Origin of the sequence: Exilibacterium tricleocarpae (assembly GCF_007004655.1) — a bacterium.
GTDB classification, from domain to species: domain Bacteria; phylum Pseudomonadota; class Gammaproteobacteria; order Pseudomonadales; family Cellvibrionaceae; genus Exilibacterium; species Exilibacterium tricleocarpae.
Genome location: NZ_ML660088.1, coordinates 381,010 through 397,971, shown reverse-complemented (window position 1 = coordinate 397,971; position 16,962 = coordinate 381,010). Strand labels below are relative to the sequence as shown.

Genomic DNA, 16,962 nt, shown 5'->3' with positions numbered 1-16,962 from the left:
TTATAAGTAGGGATTGCCTTATGAGTGAGGCAGGGAAACGTTCCAATCGCGGCGATATTTATCAAACCTTGATTGCTTTTGACTGGGCATTGACCATCTTGTCTGATCCAGAGTATCAGTGGCTAGAAGTGGATTCAACGACCTCTAAAGTAGATGATGTCGTAATTGGCAAGTCCGACGGCTCCCTGATCTGCTGTCAGTGCAAGAAGAACCAAACTGATTTCAAATCATGGTCAATCTCTGATCTTGGAGAGGAGCTGGATAAAGCCGCTGTAGAACTTTCAAGAACCCCACAAGCCAAAGTCCGTTTCTATTCGCGTAGTGAATTTGGTTCAGTCGCCAAACTGTGTGAATACAGCGCTCTTTATAGCAATGAGACTGATTATATTGCGAATCTCACTACAGAGCATACTAAGACAAATGAGATATTGGCCACTCGCATTGCCGATCATGCTCCTGGCCTCTCCACCTATGAATTCCTCAGTCGAACCTCTTTTGAAGGCGGCTTAAATTTTGATCGCATGGATATGTTGCTTCGTGAGCGTTTGCGTCAAATAGCGAGCAATTCAGATGCCGCCTACAACGCTCTCTGGACAACCCTAGATAAACTTGGTGGACACATGGGAGATGGCAATCTGGCTGCCTCCAGCATGTATCGCCTAACTAAGGAAGACCTCAAAGAAATTCTCCGCCACGCGGGAGCAATGCTAGTTCCTGTGATGTCCACTGCACAAGTGAGAACATCATTTTCCAATACATCGGCTATCGGCAGGAGCTGGCATCGCGACGTTGCTGGTCGGCGTATTATTAATCCAACTGTGAATGGACTGTTGTCTGCTATCGATGCCAAGGAACGTGCGATCTTGCTGACAGGCCTTCCAGGGTCTGGCAAAACCTGCGTAATGCTGAGCTTGCAAGAAAAACTTGAGCAGCGCATGAAAGCCTGGGGAGACTTGGTTCCACTCTTCATCCAGTCGCGTGAATTTGCTGACTTGGCAACGGCGCAGGAACGCCAAGCACAAGGATTGCCAGAGCAATGGGTGGCGCAAGCTGCTCGTTTGGCGGAGGAGACGCATGTAGTTGTAGTCATTGATTCGCTGGATGTCTTGTCCATTGCTCGTGAGCACAGTGTTCTTACGTATTTCCTCGCGCAAGTCGATCAGTTACTGCTGATTCCCAATGTCACTGTTGTGACAGCTTGTCGTGACTTCGATCGTAAGTATGATAGACGTATCGCTACTAGGCAGTGGGACTGCGAATTTCAGTGCCTACCATTAAACTGGGATACCGAAATTGCACCGTTGCTCGATATGCTCGGGATCGATTTAACGGCTATTGATGAAGTTACCCGTGAGTTGATCCGAAACCCACGCGAACTCGCCCTGTTTGTTGAACTGGCCCAGCATGAAGGTAGCTTTAGTGTAGTAACCAGCCAAGCACTGACACAGCGCTACCTCAACGCCATCGTGCAAAATGACTCTGCGTTGGGGGATGCCGCGATGCAGATAATTGAGGATGTCGCAGATGAAATGTTGAGGTCTCGCAGCTTGTCGATTCCAAATCAGCGTTTTAATGCGCCACAAGACATCTTGCGACAACTGAAAAGCCTCAATGTGCTGCAAGATACCCATGATGGTAGGCTGATGTTTGGTCATCAGACTCTACTGGATGCATTGGTGGTTAGTAGAGCCATACGTCAGGGCGTTTCTCTCAATGAGTTCATCGAGGGGTTGCCCCCCGTGCCCTTTGTGCGTCCGAGCATACGCAGCTTTTTCGCCCAGTTGGCGATGGGAGAGCGTCGCGAGTTTCGAAAGCAACTTCGAACGGTATTGACAAGCAACACCGTCTTTCACATTCGCCGCCTGATCGCCGAATTGTTTGCACAGCAGGTGCCACAAGATGCTGACTGGCCGCTGATACGAGACTTGCGAAACCAGTATCGCGAGGTATTTCAGGTGGTCTACACTCAAGCTTCATTGATTGAGTGGCACCGTTTCTGGTTTTCTTATTTGGTTCCAGAGTTGAGAGGCGTGAATGATGCGGAGGGGCTAACGACCCATGCCCATAGGATAACGCAGTGGATTAATGAAGATGCTGAGGGGGTGCTGGGGTTTTGGACGGACATGCTGTCGCTGGATTGGCTGGATAGCAATAGAATCGCAGAGCAACTGATTCTTTCGTTACCAGAACTTGAAACAGAGGATTTGTCGTTGGCTGTGCCCTTAATAGAGCAGTTGCTGAGTATGCCAATGCTTGAAGGCAGGCGTATCTTTCTGGGGCGAATAATTGCACGCTGTATCACAGAGGGCGTTGTAGATGACAAGCTTTTATGGCAATACATCGCTGGCGAAATCAGTGAGGAAGATATAACGAAATTTCATTTTGACAACAAACTGCATTGTGAGCCCCATTACTTTGGAGATAAGAACGATAACTTCCTGACACAAAGGATGGTGCGGTCAACAGCTTTGCTTGATCTGGCGTTGGAGGCAGTTGAGCAGTGGAGTCAAATACAATCTGCTTGCTATGGAGAGACCAGAGTCGGCTATCGTTATGGGTTTCTCGGAGAAACCTCATACCATGACACCCATTCTGAGACCGATGATCAACATATAGATAGTGATCGAGTTCTGATGAATGCAATTGAGGCAGCTATCCTCAATCATGCTAAGAGCAATTCTGATTGGTGGCAGAAGAACCGAGAGCGCCTGTGCTTTAACCACGAGGGCGCACTGTGTTACTTCGCCGTCCTTGCCTTAACAAATTCACCAGCCTCCAACCTGGATTTGATTGGACGTCTATTGTGCGATAAGGATTTCCTAGAGTTCGAACTCTCTTTTGAACTGGGTACATTAATTCGATCAACATTTGTGTACCTTGATGATGCCACACAAGATGGGGTGTTGGAGGTATTGCAAACTATATGGGAAGAACCTACAGAAGATAGGGATACACGTTTCTGGATATTGAGGAAGCGAGCTGAATATATATCTGCAATTCCATGTCACCTGCGATCAGTGGAACTCCAAAAGATATTGGATGCTTGTGAAAAAATAGGTGGCACATTTTTCAGACTACCGTCCATCGGTATGCGCGGTGGCTTGGTATCGGCCCCGTTTTCATATGAGGTATTTCTGGAGGCCAGTGATGATGGTGTGGTTGACTTATTGGCGCATTATACGGGATATGATTGGGATTTCGATAATCTTGGAATCGGAGGAGAGAGAGAAGTCGGTTGGCAACTACGCGAGGCTTCGTCTCGCCATCCATCGCGATTCTTAGATTTGCTATCATCGAGATGGGAAGATATATCGGAGGGTTTTAGCGATGAAATTATGGACGGAGTTGCCAGCTATCTGGCGCATCGCTATGGTAACTTGAGAGCAAACAATAACTGGGAGCCAGTTGAGGTACCAGATGGTCCAATATTGGCTAATCAAACACTGGATGAGCTGGAAAGACATTCTGCACACTGGCGGCTAAATCGTTCTGCTGCCAATGCATTGGAATCTTGCGCACACGTCATTCTGGACACTCAGGAGGCTGATCGACTGGTGTTTTTGGCAATGGGCTACTTGAATTTTAGAGAGAAAAGTGTCCTTCAAGATGACTCGGATGATTGGACTAATAAGGGTATCAACATGACGAGTGGAAAAGTTGCTGAAGCTCTGATGATCTTAACCTGCAACTTTCATGAGCAGGGTGTTGGGCTGCCCGAATTAATGCCGAATGTATTATGTCTGTTTTCCAGCAACGAGCATCCTGCGATCCGCGCATTGATTCTACGACGCTTGCCGTATCTCCAGAGTAAAAATCCAGAATTAGGTTGGGAGTTGTTTCATCGGGCCACGCAGAATGCTGCGGGGCTTTGGAGGAATGCAGGACGCTGCCTATATTACGCTTATCGCGATCATTTCGATAAGGTTGCACCCTCGCTGGATCGAATTCGCGGCGAGGGAAATGACAAAGATATGGAAATTTGGGGGCGGATTTCAGCTTTAGCCGCCCTGACTGGACATATTGATTCTGTCGAATTTGTTAACGATTTGAGTGCGCTGAATCTTACCGAGGCATGGAAAGGGGCGGCAAGCGTTTGGAGTCATCCTGAGAATATCAAACATCATCGTGAACAGTGCCTTACAGGTATAGAAACGGGGCTGAATGCAGAAACTTCCCATGCAATGGCGGTCGCAAGTAAGATGAACAGTATTTTCAGGGACAGCGCGCATACGGTTGTCGTGCCAATAAACCTGATTCGTCTCTGCTTCAATGTACTTGAAAGTGATCGTGAGAATAAAGGTCAAAAGGTGTTTGGATTTGATGCGTGGCTCAACACTACCGCGCAGCGTGATCCTGGAGCTGCCCTGGCATCGCTAGAGATATACTTGGCCTATATCAAGCGCGGCCGGCCATATTTTTATGACCATGATAATCAGCTTGTCCAGCTTACCACGAGGCTCTTTGCCGAAGCGGAAGAAAGAGAAGAATCAGATTGTGGCGAGATGCTCAGGCGCGTGGTCTCAGTCCAGGATTCACTATTGTCGTTGGGTGCAAGTTCCATCAATGATTGGCTAAAGGCGGCTGAGAGGCAATAAATAAGATCTATTAAATTGAAATTTGCTCAGCCTGTTCGGTGAGGCAGGCTAAAATCATGAATGCTTTATTGTTATTCAAGAATGAAAAAACATGATAGAGACTGAGTCAGATATTTGCGTAGTTAAAGAACTTCAAAACTTTAAAAGCACCTACGATCACCAAAATAGGGCAGTCTAAGCTAGGAATACTCCTCGCCACTGCAAAAATGCAGTGACGAGGCGCGCGAAGCCAGTAACAGATAGCAGGAAACGGTAAATTAGCACAAATCCTTTTAGTTACCGCCACCACCGGAAGTAGGCGCTTGAGGCGAAAGTCGGTGCCTGAAGCAAGTGTCATGAGTCATCGACCACAGAGGTGATGCCCCCAGACTGATCGCTATTCGCTCTGTAGATGATGCAACGGAAGGCGCGTAGTTTGTTTCATGGTCTCCATCACAAAGCTGGAGCTGACATCGAATAAGTCCGCTTTGATGATTTCCTTGTAAAGCCGGTCGTAACCCGGCATATCCGTGACCACGGCCTTCATCAGATAATCCAGTTCGCCGCTCATCCGGTACACCTCCATCACTTCGGGGATGGTCTCCACCAGACGCTTGAAGTTTGCCGACCAGTTGTCGTTGTGCTGGTTGGTGCGAATCGAAATGTATACCGTGAGGGGCAGATTGACCTTGTCCTGGTTGATAATGGCCACCCGCTCCCGCAACACCCCGTCCTGTTCCAGCTTTTGAATGCGCCGCCAGCAGGCGGATTTGGACAGTGCCACCCGCTCGGCTATTTCCCCCACCGACAGGGTGGCGTCCTGTTGCAGCAGTTCCAAAATGGCTCTGTCGTATTTGCTGATCATAGTTGAGTTTGTACTTTCTTCAGGGTGATAAGTGAAACGATATTACGTTAAATATATGTTTAAAGGAACATTGTTTTTATATGGCGATAATATTCGACCCAAATAGAGACATTGTTTAAGCGAGTCAATCGTACAATGAGAGCCTTTTTTACACGGTGGTGATGGGGACTTATGGTAGAGAAGATTGCACTGATAGACAGAATCCGGGACTCGGTAATCGGCGAGGGCGCCGGCATCGAAACGCCGTTCGGACCCAAGCCGCTGGTTTACGCCGACTATACCGCCTCCGGCCGCGCCCTGGGTTTTATCGAGGACTATATTCACCAGCGGGTGTTGCCGTTTTACGCCAACACCCACACCGAGAGTTCCTTTACCGGCAGCCAGACCACGGCCCTGCGGGAGCAGGCGCGGCAGCTTATTCACCGCAGTGTCAACGGCGGCGAGGATGATCGGGTCATCTTCTGCGGCGCCGGCAGCACCGCCGCCATTCACAAGTTGATCGATATTCTCAACCTGCGCCTGCCGGCGGATTTAAACCGGCGCTACCGGTTTGATCGCCAGCTTGCCGACGCCGACCGGCCGGTGGTTTTTATCGGTCCCTATGAGCACCACTCCAATGAGATACCCTGGCGCGAGAGTATTGCCGAACTGGTGGTCATACCTCTCGACAGCGACGGTTTACTGGATGTGGATGCCCTGGAGCAGCAACTGCATGACTATGCCGGGCGGCCGCTTAAAATCGGCAGTTTTTCCGCCGCTTCCAATGTCACGGGTATCAAAACCGATGTCGATAAAATTGCGCGGTTATTGCATCGCCACGGTGCGCTCGGCTTTTGGGACTACGCCGCGGCGGCGCCCTACGTCGGCATCGATATGACGGGAGAACACACTCGAGGCGGTGACAGCAGTAAGGACGCCGTGTTTATCTCTCCGCACAAGTTTATCGGCGGACCGGGTACGCCCGGCGTGCTGGTGGTCAAACAGCACCTGCTGGCCAATCGGGTGCCGGCGGTGCCGGGGGGCGGCACCGTCGTCTACGTAACGCCTGAAGACCATCGGTTTAGCGCCGATCCCGAGCGGCGGGAGGAGGGGGGCACCCCCGCCATTGTCGAGTCGATTCGCGCCGGCCTGGTGTTCAAACTGCAGCAGGATGTCGGCACCGATATGATCGAGCAGCGCGAGTCGGCGTTGGTGCGCCGGGCGCTGGCGCGCTGGTCTGCCTGTGACACCATCGAGGTGCTGGGCAATACCACGGCGCCCCGACTCTCGATTGTCGCTCTGCGGATCAAGTATAAACAAAAGGACCTGCACTACGGCTTTGTGGCGGCACTGCTGAACGATCTGTTCGGTATCCAGGCCCGTGGCGGGTGTTCCTGTGCCGGCCCCTACGGTCACACTTTGCTCGGTATGGATATGGATTACAGCAAAGCGCTTGAGGCGCAGTTGCTCGCAGGCCATATGATTATGCGGCCAGGCTGGGTGCGAGTTAACTTCAACTACTTTATCAGCGATGAGATGTTTGAATACCTGGTGGCCGCGGTAGAGCTGGTGGCCGCGCACGGCTGGCGTCTGTTGCCCTACTATCGGTATCAATCGGAAAGCGGTGTGTGGCGCTATCAGGGCGAGGACATGGCGTTGCAGACGCGTTTGAGCGACATCGATTACTTTGCCTCGCAGAGCACCCTGGGCAAGCCTGTCGCGCCGCCATCGCTCGCAACGTGCCTGGCCCTGGCGCAACAGGAGCTGACGCGCACATCGCGCCAGGGCAGGCGCTTCAGTATCGAACTGCCGCCGGCGGCCGAGTTACTGCGCTGGTTTGTGTTGCCCCAGGAAACCGCGGCGACGGCGCAGACTCCGGTCGAGGTGGGATGACAGTTGACGGCCCGGCTGCTGCCACGGTTGTGGCGCGGTGTTATGCACAACTGTCGTCCATCTGTTTGTGGCAATGACAATTCACACATAATCTGCCGGTAATATTCCCTCTCTCTGTCTCTAGAGTGATGAAAAGACATCAAGCTGAATTTGCAGTGTTCTATTTTCTACACTAATGACATGGCATTTATCAGGCACCGGTTCTCAGGAGACAAGCGGCATACCGGTAAAAAAGCGGTGCCCGCCAAACAGGCCGACGTAAACCACCAGGGTCAGCGCGATCATAACCGCCTCTTTAACCGCGGATGGCCGTTCCTGCCTAGGCTTCAGACCGCGCGCATTGCCGGTGATAATGCTGGCAACGGCGAACAGGCCGAGGCTGGTAAACAGCAGAACATGAGCGAGGTCGCCATTGGCCAGTAAATGCCCCACCGACCAGATAATAACACTCCAGTTAACGGGATGAGCCGTGACTGTCTGCGCAAAGGAGTGAACCGGCAGCGCGGAATTGGAAATAAACAGATAGACGGCCGGTAACATCAGCAGCATCGCCAGATGGCGACCCCAGTCCGGTGGCTGGTAAAGCGGTTCGAAAGGTGCCACCTTCAGGCCGTTGACAATCATAACCAGTCCGGCCAGGGAGAGCAGGCTGAAAAGCACCTTGTAGGCGATCGGTCCCAACTTGGCCAACAGCGAGCTGCGCAAGCCCGGTGCAGAGGGAATCATATGTATGGCAACAAATATCAATAGTCCAAAAATCAGCAGTGACAACCTTCACCTCCTATAAATTTGTTCGGTCCCACCGGTATCCAGTTTTACTGGTGGCCGATCCCGTCAGAGTATTGACCAGCAGCGCCCGCACCTGCATTGACCTGTGTCAGGTCGGGTTTTTGTTTCGGTATGACTGTCTACGAAATGCTGTCACTACAGCTTGAGTCGATCCCTCTCGAGCGAGGGTCAATCTGTGACTTACCTGGTCGACGTGTTATATCACAACCCGTGCCGGGAAAATAGTCGGGTCTGTGTTGCGCGCGGGGGTTTGAGCGTGGGTGCTCGACCTGCCTCAGGTAATGGCGCCGGTGGTCCTGACCCGCTTGCTGCCTTGCACGGGTCTGGCTTTGCGTGCATCGGCGCGCTTTTTGAGTTCGGTGTCGATAATATTTTTCAGCGCAATCAGAAAACCGGTTGCCAGAAAGGCGCCGGGCGGCAGCACCGCAATCAGAAAGCCACTGTAGTCACCAAACAGGTGCACAGTCCAGTCCCTGGCCCCCTCGCCGAACAGCAGGTGCATATCGGCAAACAGGGTGCCGTTGCCGAGTACCTCGCGTATCGCGCCCACGGCCAGCAATACCAGGCCAAAGCCCAGGCCCATCATAAAACCGTCCACGGCCGAGGGGATAACGGGGTTCTTGCTGGCGAACGCATCGGCGCGGCCCAGAATCGAGCAGTTGGTTACGATCAGTGGAATAAAAATGCCGAGAATCTGATACAGCTCGAACGTAAAGGCCCGCATCAGCAGTTCCGTACAGGTGGTAAATGTGGCGATAATCATCACGAAGGCGGGCAGCCTGATCGCGTCGCTGACGGCCTTGCGAATCATAGACACCGCAATGTTCGAACCCACCAGCACCAGCAGCGTTGCCAGTCCCAGGCCCAGTGCGTTGGCCACCGAGCCGGTGACGGCCAGCAGCGGACACAAACCCAGCAACTGTACCAGCGCCGGGTTGTTGTTCCACAAGCCGTTTTTGGTGATTTCCGGATAGTTGACGGGGTTATTCATTGACCGGTTCCTCGGATTGCGGCGCGGGCTCGGCTTCAAACAGCAAGGTCTGGTTGAGTTGGTAGAATTCTAATACTTTGCGCACCTGTTTAACCACTGCCCTGGGCGTAATGGTGGCGCCGGTGAACTGGTCGAAGTCACCGCCGTCCTTTTTGACTTGCCATTGGTCGGGCATTGGACTTTGCAATGACGTGCCGTTGAAGCCGAGTATCCAGTCGCTTTTCTTTAAATCCACCTTGTCACCGAGCCCCGGTGTCTCGGTATGGGCGAGCACCCGCACTCCCGCCAGCGTGCCGTCGCGATTGACGCCGGCGATCAGCTTGATTGCACCGCTGTAGCCGTCCGGCGCCACCGCCGGGATGATCACGGCGATCGGCTGGTCGCCGTCGCGGGCGATATTGATATCGCCGCCGTTTTTCAGCCCCAGCAATTCCCAGTGGACCTTGGGAACGGCAAGCGTATCCATCAGCAGATCGTTGTTGTGGCGGCTGCTGGGTACGATTTCCAACAGCGCCTTTTGCGCGGCTTTGCGCTCCTCGCTGGCGATGCGATCCCTGGTGCCCTGATAAGTACCGGATAACAGCGCCGCGGTGGCCAGGGCGAAGACACCGAGGATTAAACTGTTGCTGCCGATAGAAGTGCCCAGCATAAGCGGTATCTCTGTGTCCTATTCTTCCGTCTCGGTGGCGCGACGGGGTTTTTCGTGGCCGTAGGTGCGCGGCAGGGTGTAGTAGTCGATAAACGGCGCGGCAAAGTTCATCAACAATACCGCAAACGCCACCGCATCCGGGTAGTTGCCCCAGGTGCGGATAATGTAAATCAGCGCCCCGACACCGGCGCCGTAAATCAAGCGCCCCCGATTGCTGACCGCCGAGGTCACCGGGTCGGTAACAATAAAAAATGCGCCGAGCATGGTGCCGCCGGACAGCAGATGCAGCAGCGGCGAGCCGCCGCTGGTGGAGCTGCCGCCGTCGTAGAACAGTGTCGACAGCACGATCAGTACGGTCAGCGTGGCGACCGGGGCGTGCCAGGTGAAGATCCGCCGATACAACAGATAGGCGCCGCCCAGCAGGAAACCGATGTTAGCCCACTCCCAGCCGGCACCGGCCCAGCGGCCGCTGGCGAATACCGGTTCGGTGGCGTAGAGGTGCTGCACCAGTTGACTGTTGTTTTGTTTGAAGACATCAAGCGGGGTGGCGCCGGTGTAGCCGTCGATTGCAGCATCCAGCCAGATGGTTTGCAGTGCGGCCAAGGGTCCCAGCAATGACTGCCCCTCGGTCAGGGCGGTGCGCGGCGCGGCCCACTGAGTCATCTCCACCGGAAACGAAATCAACACCACCACATAGCCGACCATGGCCGGGTTGAACGGATTGTAGCCCATACCGCCGTACAGGTGCTTGGCCACCAGAATGGCACTGGCGGTGCCCACCGCCACGATCCACCAGGGACAATACGGCGGCAGCGCCAGGCCCAGCAGCACACCGGTAACCACGGCGCTGTAGTCGTTGAGATAGAATGCTATCGGGCGGCGGCGCAGTTTCATCACCGCCGCTTCGCATACCACCGCGGTAAAACTTGCCATGATGACATTCATCAGGCTGCCGGGACCGAAGAAGTAGCTCAGTGCGATCAAGCCCGGAATGGTGGCGAAAATCACCTGCCGCATCACATCGCCGGTGTCGCCGGGGCTGTGGGCATGAGGGGATGTGATTCGCATCAGGGCCATGGTTGCTTTCTCTGTTTGCGGCTGTCAAACCGCCGGTGTCAGACCACTAGGGACTGGCTGTATCTTCCAGTTGGGCCCGGGTTTGGGCTAACTTGGCCTCAAGTTTCTCCACGCCGCTGCGCAACGCATCAATGTGAGCATCGTTGTCGGCCTCTGCCTGCTCCAGGCGCAAGCGCGCTTTTTGCAGCCGGTGTTGGAGTGAATCCAGTTGCTTTTGCAGCTTCTCCTCCGCACTCATATCCGCCTGTGCCGCCGCCCGGGTTTTGGCCTTCTCGATAGCGACGGCGGCGGCGTCTGTTGCTGCGGTTTTTGTGGCGGCGGCGGGGCCCGGCACCTGTGCCGGCGCTGCGTTTAACTCGGTTTGTACTGTGGCTATTTTTTCTTCGAGTTTTGCCACACCGGTTGCCAGCGCCGCCGCTGTGTCGCTGCCTTCGGCTTCGGCGGCGGCGAGTTTTTCTCTGGCGGTCGCCAGGCGTTTTTGCAGCGAGGTCAGATTTCCCTGCAGTTTCTCGGTGGGCGACAGCGCCATTTTTGCCTGCGCCCTGGCAATGGCTGCCGCCACCGGGTCAGCATTTTCCGCTGGCGCCGGTGTGGCGGTGTCCAGCGCTGCGAGTTTTTGCCGGGCGTCGGCGAGTCTGACCTCGGCTTCTCTCACCCTGGCCTGCATTTTTCCCTGGTGCTCGGCGCTGGCCTCGACGTGGCGTTGCTGCGCCTTTTGCAGGCGACTTTCCGCACTGGCAATCGCGCGCTGGAGTTTTTCCCGTTGCTGTTGCGGCGCGAGCTGTTTTTCCTGAACGCGGGCCATGGCTGCGGCGACCATATCCGGCTGGGCGCCGGTCTGTCGATCGCCCGCTAGTCCTTCATGGGGCTGTGCGCCGGATTGTTGTTTACCGGACGGGCGGCTGTCTTGTTGCGCGCCGGCCTGCGCTGCCGCCAGTTTCTTTTTCGCCACTGCGGCCGCTTTTTTGCGCGCCTCTCGCTTCGCCTCTTTTTCCGCTTCGGCCCTGGCAACACGTTCCTTGCGAAATTCGAAGCGCTGCCGCGAACGATCGGATTTTTCTTTTTCAATTTCCATTTGGCGGATAGTGCCTTTGGCTGCCCGGTAATACTGCACCAGTGGGATATTGCTCGGGCAGACATAGGCACAGGCGCCGCATTCGATGCAATCGGTAAGGCTGTGGGCTGTCAGTCTTTCATAGTCCTCCGCCCGGGCGTACCAGTAGAGTTGCTGCGGCAACAGGCTCGCCGGGCAGGCTTCGGCGCACAGGCCGCAGCGAATACAGGCCTGGGCCGGCGGCGGTGGCGGCAATTCCTCGCGGCTGGGCGCGAGGATACAGTTGGTGGTTTTTATCACCGGCACCTGTGCTGAGGGCAGCGTAAACCCCATCATGGGACCACCCATCACCAGGCGCGGGCAGCGCTGGGGGTCAAAGCCGTGCTGCGTCAATACATGTTCGATGGGGGTGCCCAGGCGCACCCGGACATTGCGCTGTGTGGCCAGCGCCGTGCCGACGACGGTAGTGATGCGCGACAGCAGCGGCTCTCCGTAGCGCACCGCCCGCCAGGCGGCAACGGCGGTGCCGACATTTTGGCTGATCACGCCCACGGCGGCCGGCAGCTCGCCGCTGGGTACCTCACGGCCGGTCAGGATTTGGATCAACTGCTTTTCGCCGCCGGACGGATACTTGGTTGGGAAGGTGCAGATTTCGATGCGGCAATCGTCGTCGTTCAGTTCGGCGACTGCTCGCTCAAGTGCCGCTATGGCATCCGGTTTATTGTCCTCGATACCGATCAACACCTGCTTGGGTTGGTTGAGCAGGTAGGCCAGCAGTCGGGTTCCGGCAATCACTTCCGCGGGGCTGGTTTGCATCAGGATATCGTCGGCGGTGATATAGGGTTCGCACTCGGTACCGTTGATGATCAGCGTATCGATATCGTAGTTGGCCCGCGGGTTGAGCTTGACCGCGGTGGGAAAGCCGGCGCCACCCATCCCGGCAATGCCCGCAGCGCGAATTTTCTCGAGCAGTGCCGCGTGAGAAAGTTGCGTGTAGTTTTCGCAGGGCTCCAACTCGATCCAGCGGTCTTTCCCGTCCGGGCGCAGCACGATGCACAAGTCCTGCATGCCGGACGGGTGGGGTATCGGGCGCTCCTCGATAGCGACGATGTGACCGGAGGTGGAGGCGTGCACCGGTGCGCTGACCAGGCCGATGGCGGCGGCGATCTGTTGGCCGGCAAGCACGTGATCGCCCACCGCCACCACCGGCTCGGCCGCCGCGCCGATATGCTGATTCAGCGGCAGCACCAGCTCCGCCGGCAGACCCACTTCACCGAGCGGCTGTTGCAGCGACTGGCTTTTGTTCTCCGGTGGGTGGACACCGCCGGGTATGTCCCAGGTTTTCCTCACGCCGCTTCTCCCCGGTCGGATTGAGACGGCGGTTTTGTGTCGGGCGCCGGGTCTTTATCGGTGGCGATCAGCTCCATGGCCGGCGCACCCGAAGCCGCTGGCGTATCCCATTTCCAGTGTTCCACGGTGGCCGCTACCGGCACCATATCGATACAGTCGACCGGACAGGGCTCAACACAGAGATCGCAACCTGTACATTCGTCGATAATGACGGTATGCATTTGTTTGGCGGCGCCGAGAATGGCGTCCACGGGGCAGGCTTGAATACATTTGGTACAGCCGATGCACTCGTCCTCGCGAATATAGGCCACCTTCTTTACTTCGGATTCTTCGCCGTGTTCAGCATCGAGCGTTGGCGCCTCGACATCCAGCAGATCGGCAATGGCGTTGATGGTGGCCTGGCCGCCGGGCGGGCATTTATTGATAGCGTCGCCGTTGGCGATGGCCTGGGCATAGGGGCGGCAGCCGGGGTAGCCGCACTGCCCGCACTGGGTCTGGGGCAGCAGCGCGTCCAGTTGCTCGACCACCGGGTCGCCTTCCACCTTGAAGCGGATGGCGGCGAAACCGAGGATGGCGCCGAACACCAGAGACAGTGAGCCCAGCGCGATGACGGCACCGGCAATCGGGTATTGAGTGAAAAATTCCAGCATCTTAGACCAGACCGCCAAAGCCCATAAAAGCGAGCGACATCAGACCGGCGGTGATCATGCCGATGGCGGCGCCTCTGAACGGCGCCGGCACATCGGCGGCGGCCAGGCGCTCGCGCATGGCTGAAAACAAGACCAGCACCAGGGAAAAGCCCAGCGCCGCGCCGAAGCCGTAGAGGGTGGACTCGAAAAACGAATGGGCCTTGGTGGTGTTCTGCAGGGCCACGCCCAGCACGGCGCAGTTAGTGGTGATCAACGGCAGGAATACGCCGAGCACGCGATACAGCAGCGGGCTGGTTTTTTCGATAAACATCTTGGCAAACTGCACGACGACGGCAATTACCAGGATGAACGAGATGGTGCGCAGGTACTCGAGTCCGAGCGGTGCCAGAATCCAGGTATGAACCAGGTAACTGCAGATCGACGCCAGCGTCAACACAAAGGTGGTGGCGCCGCTCATACCAATGGCGGTCTCCAGTTTGTTGGAGACGCCCATAAACGGGCACAGCCCCAGAAACTGCACCAGGACAAAATTGTTGACCAAGATCGTGCCGATCAGGATAACGGCAAAGTCAGTCATAGCAAAACCTCTCGCGGCCCGCAGGCAACCGCCGGCCGTTTACATCACCCGCATGCCGGGTTGTGCGCCGGCATCGGGGTCGAGCAGGTAAATCTCCTTGCCGCCCGGGCCCGCCGCCAGCACCATGCCCTGGGAGACACCGAACTTCATCTTGCGGGCCTTCAGATTGGCGACCATCACCGTTAGTCTGCCCTCCAGGTCCTGTGGCTTATAGGCGCCTTTTATGCCGGAGAAGACACTGCGGGTTTCGCCGCCGAGGTCCAGGGTGAGTTTTAACAGCTTGTCCGCTCCCGTCACGGTATCGGCCTTGATAATCCTGGCGACCCGCAGGTCGACTTTTGTAAAGTCGTCAATGCCTATCTCCGGGGCTATCGGTTCTGCGATAGCGGGTCCTTCAGCTGCGGACTCGTCAGCACTCGGTTTTTTAGCACTCGACTCTCTAGTGCCCGACTCTCCAGTACCCGATTTTTCAGTACTCGATGCTCCAGCACCAGCACTCGAAACAGTCGCCTGCGATGCAGCAGCGGCTTGCGCGGTCTCTTCGCGGCTGTCTGCCACCATGGCTTCGACCTTGTCTTTATCCACCCGTTGCAGCAGTGGTTCAAACTTATTGATGGCAACACCGCCCCGGTAGGCGACAGGCTCTGCCCAACTCAGCGTTTCGCCGAGGAAGGCTTCAGCCTTCGCGGCCATCTGCGGCAGCACCGGTTTCAGGTACGTCATCAACGCGCGGAACATATTAATACCGAGCGAGCAGATATCCAACACCTGTTGTTCGTTGCCGGGCTGCTTGGCCAGGGTCCAGGGTGCCTGTGCGGCGATATACTCGTTGGCGGCGTCGGCCAGCGCCATGATTTCGCGCATGGCCTTACTGAAATCGCGGTTTTCATAGTGTGCGGCGATGGTGTCGCCACGCTCTGTGAAACCTTGCCAAAGTGTCTCGTCGGCCGGCGCCGGCGCCAGCACACCGCCGTGTTTGGCAACGAATTTTGCCGTGCGGCTGGCGATATTGACGACCTTGCCCACCAGGTCGGCATTGACCCGCTGGACGAAATCATCCAGGTTCAAATCCAGATCGTCGACCCCGCCGGTCAGTTTGGCGGCGAAGTAGTAGCGCAGGTACTCCGGGTCCAGGTGGTCCAGATAGGTGCGGGCGTTGATAAACGTACCGCGGGACTTCGACATTTTTTTGCCGTTGACGGTGAGAAAGCCGTGCACGCAGACCTGCGTCGGCGTGCGCAGGTCGGCACAGGCGAGAATGGCGGGCCAAAACAGCGCGTGAAAGTTGACGATGTCCTTGCCGATAAAATGATACACCTCCGTGTCGGAGTCCTTGCGCCAATAGTTCTCCCAATCCAGACCGCGGGCGCGCCCGGCCGGCGATTCGCAATAGTGTCTAAAGCTGGCGATATAACCGATGGGGGCATCCAGCCAGACGTAAAAAAACTTGCCGGGTTCGCCGGGGATTTCAAAGCCGAAATAGGGAGCGTCGCGGGAAATATCCCATTCCTGCAGCCCGGTGTCGAGCCATTCGGCCAGTTTGTTGGCAACCTCTTCCTGCAGGTGTCCGGCGCGGGTCCAGTGCCGCAGGAAATCTTCAAACTCCGGCAGCTTGAAAAAGAAGTGCTCTGACTCCTTGGCTACCGGTGTTGCCCCGGAGAGTACAGATTTCGCGTCGATAAGCTCCGTCGGCGCATAGGTGGCGCCGCAGACTTCGCAGTTATCCCCGTATTGATCCTCCGCTTTGCAGCGCGGGCAGGAGCCCTTGATATAGCGATCGGCGAGAAACAGTTGTTTCTCCGGATCGTAGGCCTGGGTGATGGTGCGGCGGGCGATCTTGTCTTTGGCCAGCAGGCGGTTGTAGATCATCTCGCTCAGCACCCGGTTTTCCTCGGAGTGGGTCGAGTGGAAGTTGTCGAAGGCAACGAAAAAGCCGGCAAAATCGGTTTCGTGTTCTTGTTTGACTGCCGCTATCTGCTGCTCCGGTGTGAGGCCCAGTTGTTCCGCCTTGAGCATGATAGCGGTACCGTGGGCGTCGTCGGCGCAGACATAGGTGCATTCGTGGCCGCGTTCTTTTTGGAAGCGGACCCAGATATCCGTTTGAATGTATTCCACCAGGTGCCCGAGATGGATGGCGCCGTTGGCGTAGGGCAGGGCGCTGGTGACCAGGATATTACGGCGTTCAGTCATAGGGGGTTGTGGATACTCTCTGGAAGTTGGTAGCAATTAGCTGTCGGGGCCTCTGGCATCAGTTGGCGCGGGGCCCGGGACAGGCGCGCAACTATAGCATTTTTTCATAGGTATATCAGGCACTTCGGCGGGTTTGCTGAAGGTTCTGTTGGATTGGCACCGCCTCCGGCGGCGCGGTGCGGGGTCGCGGTGCCGGGTCCACGGTGCGGGGTCGGGGTGCTTGCATTTTGACCAGGCCTTTTCTGGTTAAAATGCAAGCACCCCGACCCCTTCGAGGGGCGCACTGTGCCGCCGGAAGAGGTGCCGGTAGCGCCATCGGAAGGA

At 56.1% G+C, this 16,962-nt stretch carries 11 protein-coding genes; 2 read left to right on the top strand and 9 right to left on the bottom strand.

Features of this window, described 5'->3' with window-relative positions:
* The first annotated feature begins 20 nt into the window (after window positions 1-20).
* Window positions 21-4,595, top strand: a complete 4,575-nt coding sequence (locus FKG94_RS04245; RefSeq protein WP_142902943.1) for an AAA family ATPase — start codon at window positions 21-23, stop codon at window positions 4,593-4,595.
* A gap of 376 nt (window positions 4,596-4,971) precedes the next feature.
* On the opposite strand, the gene FKG94_RS04240 is transcribed toward FKG94_RS04245, so the two are convergent.
* Window positions 4,972-5,439 (bottom strand): Lrp/AsnC family transcriptional regulator, encoded by a 468-nt coding sequence (locus FKG94_RS04240; RefSeq protein WP_142902942.1) that lies wholly within the window; start codon window positions 5,437-5,439, stop codon window positions 4,972-4,974.
* A gap of 171 nt (window positions 5,440-5,610) precedes the next feature.
* Here FKG94_RS04240 and FKG94_RS04235 point away from each other — a divergent pair, with 171 nt between their 5' ends.
* Complete coding sequence (locus FKG94_RS04235; RefSeq protein WP_142902941.1) at window positions 5,611-7,311, top strand: aminotransferase class V-fold PLP-dependent enzyme; 1,701 nt, start codon at window positions 5,611-5,613, stop codon at window positions 7,309-7,311.
* A gap of 204 nt (window positions 7,312-7,515) precedes the next feature.
* Here the strand turns inward: FKG94_RS04235 and FKG94_RS04230 are convergent, their stop codons facing one another.
* From FKG94_RS04230 to metG, 8 genes are all read right to left on the bottom strand, one after another.
* Complete coding sequence (locus tag FKG94_RS04230) at window positions 7,516-8,082, bottom strand: NnrU family protein (protein WP_142902940.1); 567 nt, start codon at window positions 8,080-8,082, stop codon at window positions 7,516-7,518.
* A 292-nt stretch (window positions 8,083-8,374) separates the two neighbouring features.
* Window positions 8,375-9,091, bottom strand: a complete 717-nt coding sequence (locus FKG94_RS04225) for an electron transport complex subunit E (RefSeq protein WP_142902939.1) — start codon at window positions 9,089-9,091, stop codon at window positions 8,375-8,377.
* Window positions 9,084-9,740: an electron transport complex subunit RsxG gene (gene rsxG, locus FKG94_RS04220; protein WP_142902938.1), complete on the bottom strand. Its 657-nt coding sequence runs from the start codon at window positions 9,738-9,740 to the stop codon at window positions 9,084-9,086. The genes FKG94_RS04225 and rsxG overlap by 8 nt, the downstream gene beginning before the upstream one ends.
* An 18-nt stretch (window positions 9,741-9,758) precedes the next feature.
* Window positions 9,759-10,817 (bottom strand): electron transport complex subunit RsxD, encoded by a 1,059-nt coding sequence (gene rsxD / locus FKG94_RS04215; protein WP_142902937.1) that lies wholly within the window; start codon window positions 10,815-10,817, stop codon window positions 9,759-9,761.
* 46 nt (window positions 10,818-10,863) lie between these two features.
* The gene (gene rsxC / locus FKG94_RS04210) at window positions 10,864-13,221 is read right to left on the bottom strand and encodes an electron transport complex subunit RsxC (protein WP_142902936.1); all 2,358 of its coding nucleotides are present in this window, start codon (window positions 13,219-13,221) and stop codon (window positions 10,864-10,866) included.
* Entirely contained in the window at window positions 13,218-13,871 is a 654-nt protein-coding gene (gene rsxB / locus FKG94_RS04205) for an electron transport complex subunit RsxB (protein WP_142902935.1), read from the bottom strand. Before rsxB ends, rsxC begins: the two co-directional genes overlap by 4 nt.
* 1 nt (window position 13,872) lies before the next feature.
* A complete protein-coding gene (gene rsxA, locus FKG94_RS04200) occupies window positions 13,873-14,448 on the bottom strand; it encodes an electron transport complex subunit RsxA (RefSeq protein ID WP_142902934.1) in 576 nt (191 codons plus the stop codon).
* Between the two features lie 39 nt (window positions 14,449-14,487).
* Entirely contained in the window at window positions 14,488-16,638 is a 2,151-nt protein-coding gene (gene metG, locus FKG94_RS04195; protein WP_142902933.1) for a methionine--tRNA ligase, read from the bottom strand.
* Between the last annotated feature and the right edge of the window lie 324 nt (window positions 16,639-16,962).

Excerpts from the sequence above, each read along its gene's own strand:
- FKG94_RS04245 (WP_142902943.1), top strand. The coding sequence starts at position 21 with ATGAGTGAGGCAGGGAAACGTTCCAATCGCGGCGATATTTATCAAACC.
- FKG94_RS04240 (WP_142902942.1), bottom strand. The coding sequence starts at position 5,439 with ATGATCAGCAAATACGACAGAGCCATTTTGGAACTGCTGCAACAGGAC.
- FKG94_RS04235 (WP_142902941.1), top strand. The coding sequence starts at position 5,611 with ATGGTAGAGAAGATTGCACTGATAGACAGAATCCGGGACTCGGTAATC.
- FKG94_RS04225 (WP_142902939.1), bottom strand. The coding sequence starts at position 9,091 with ATGAATAACCCCGTCAACTATCCGGAAATCACCAAAAACGGCTTGTGG.
- rsxG (WP_142902938.1), bottom strand. The coding sequence starts at position 9,740 with ATGCTGGGCACTTCTATCGGCAGCAACAGTTTAATCCTCGGTGTCTTC.
- rsxD (WP_142902937.1), bottom strand. The coding sequence starts at position 10,817 with ATGGCCCTGATGCGAATCACATCCCCTCATGCCCACAGCCCCGGCGAC.
- rsxB (WP_142902935.1), bottom strand. The coding sequence starts at position 13,871 with ATGCTGGAATTTTTCACTCAATACCCGATTGCCGGTGCCGTCATCGCG.
- rsxA (WP_142902934.1), bottom strand. The coding sequence starts at position 14,448 with ATGACTGACTTTGCCGTTATCCTGATCGGCACGATCTTGGTCAACAAT.
- metG (WP_142902933.1), bottom strand. The coding sequence starts at position 16,638 with ATGACTGAACGCCGTAATATCCTGGTCACCAGCGCCCTGCCCTACGCC.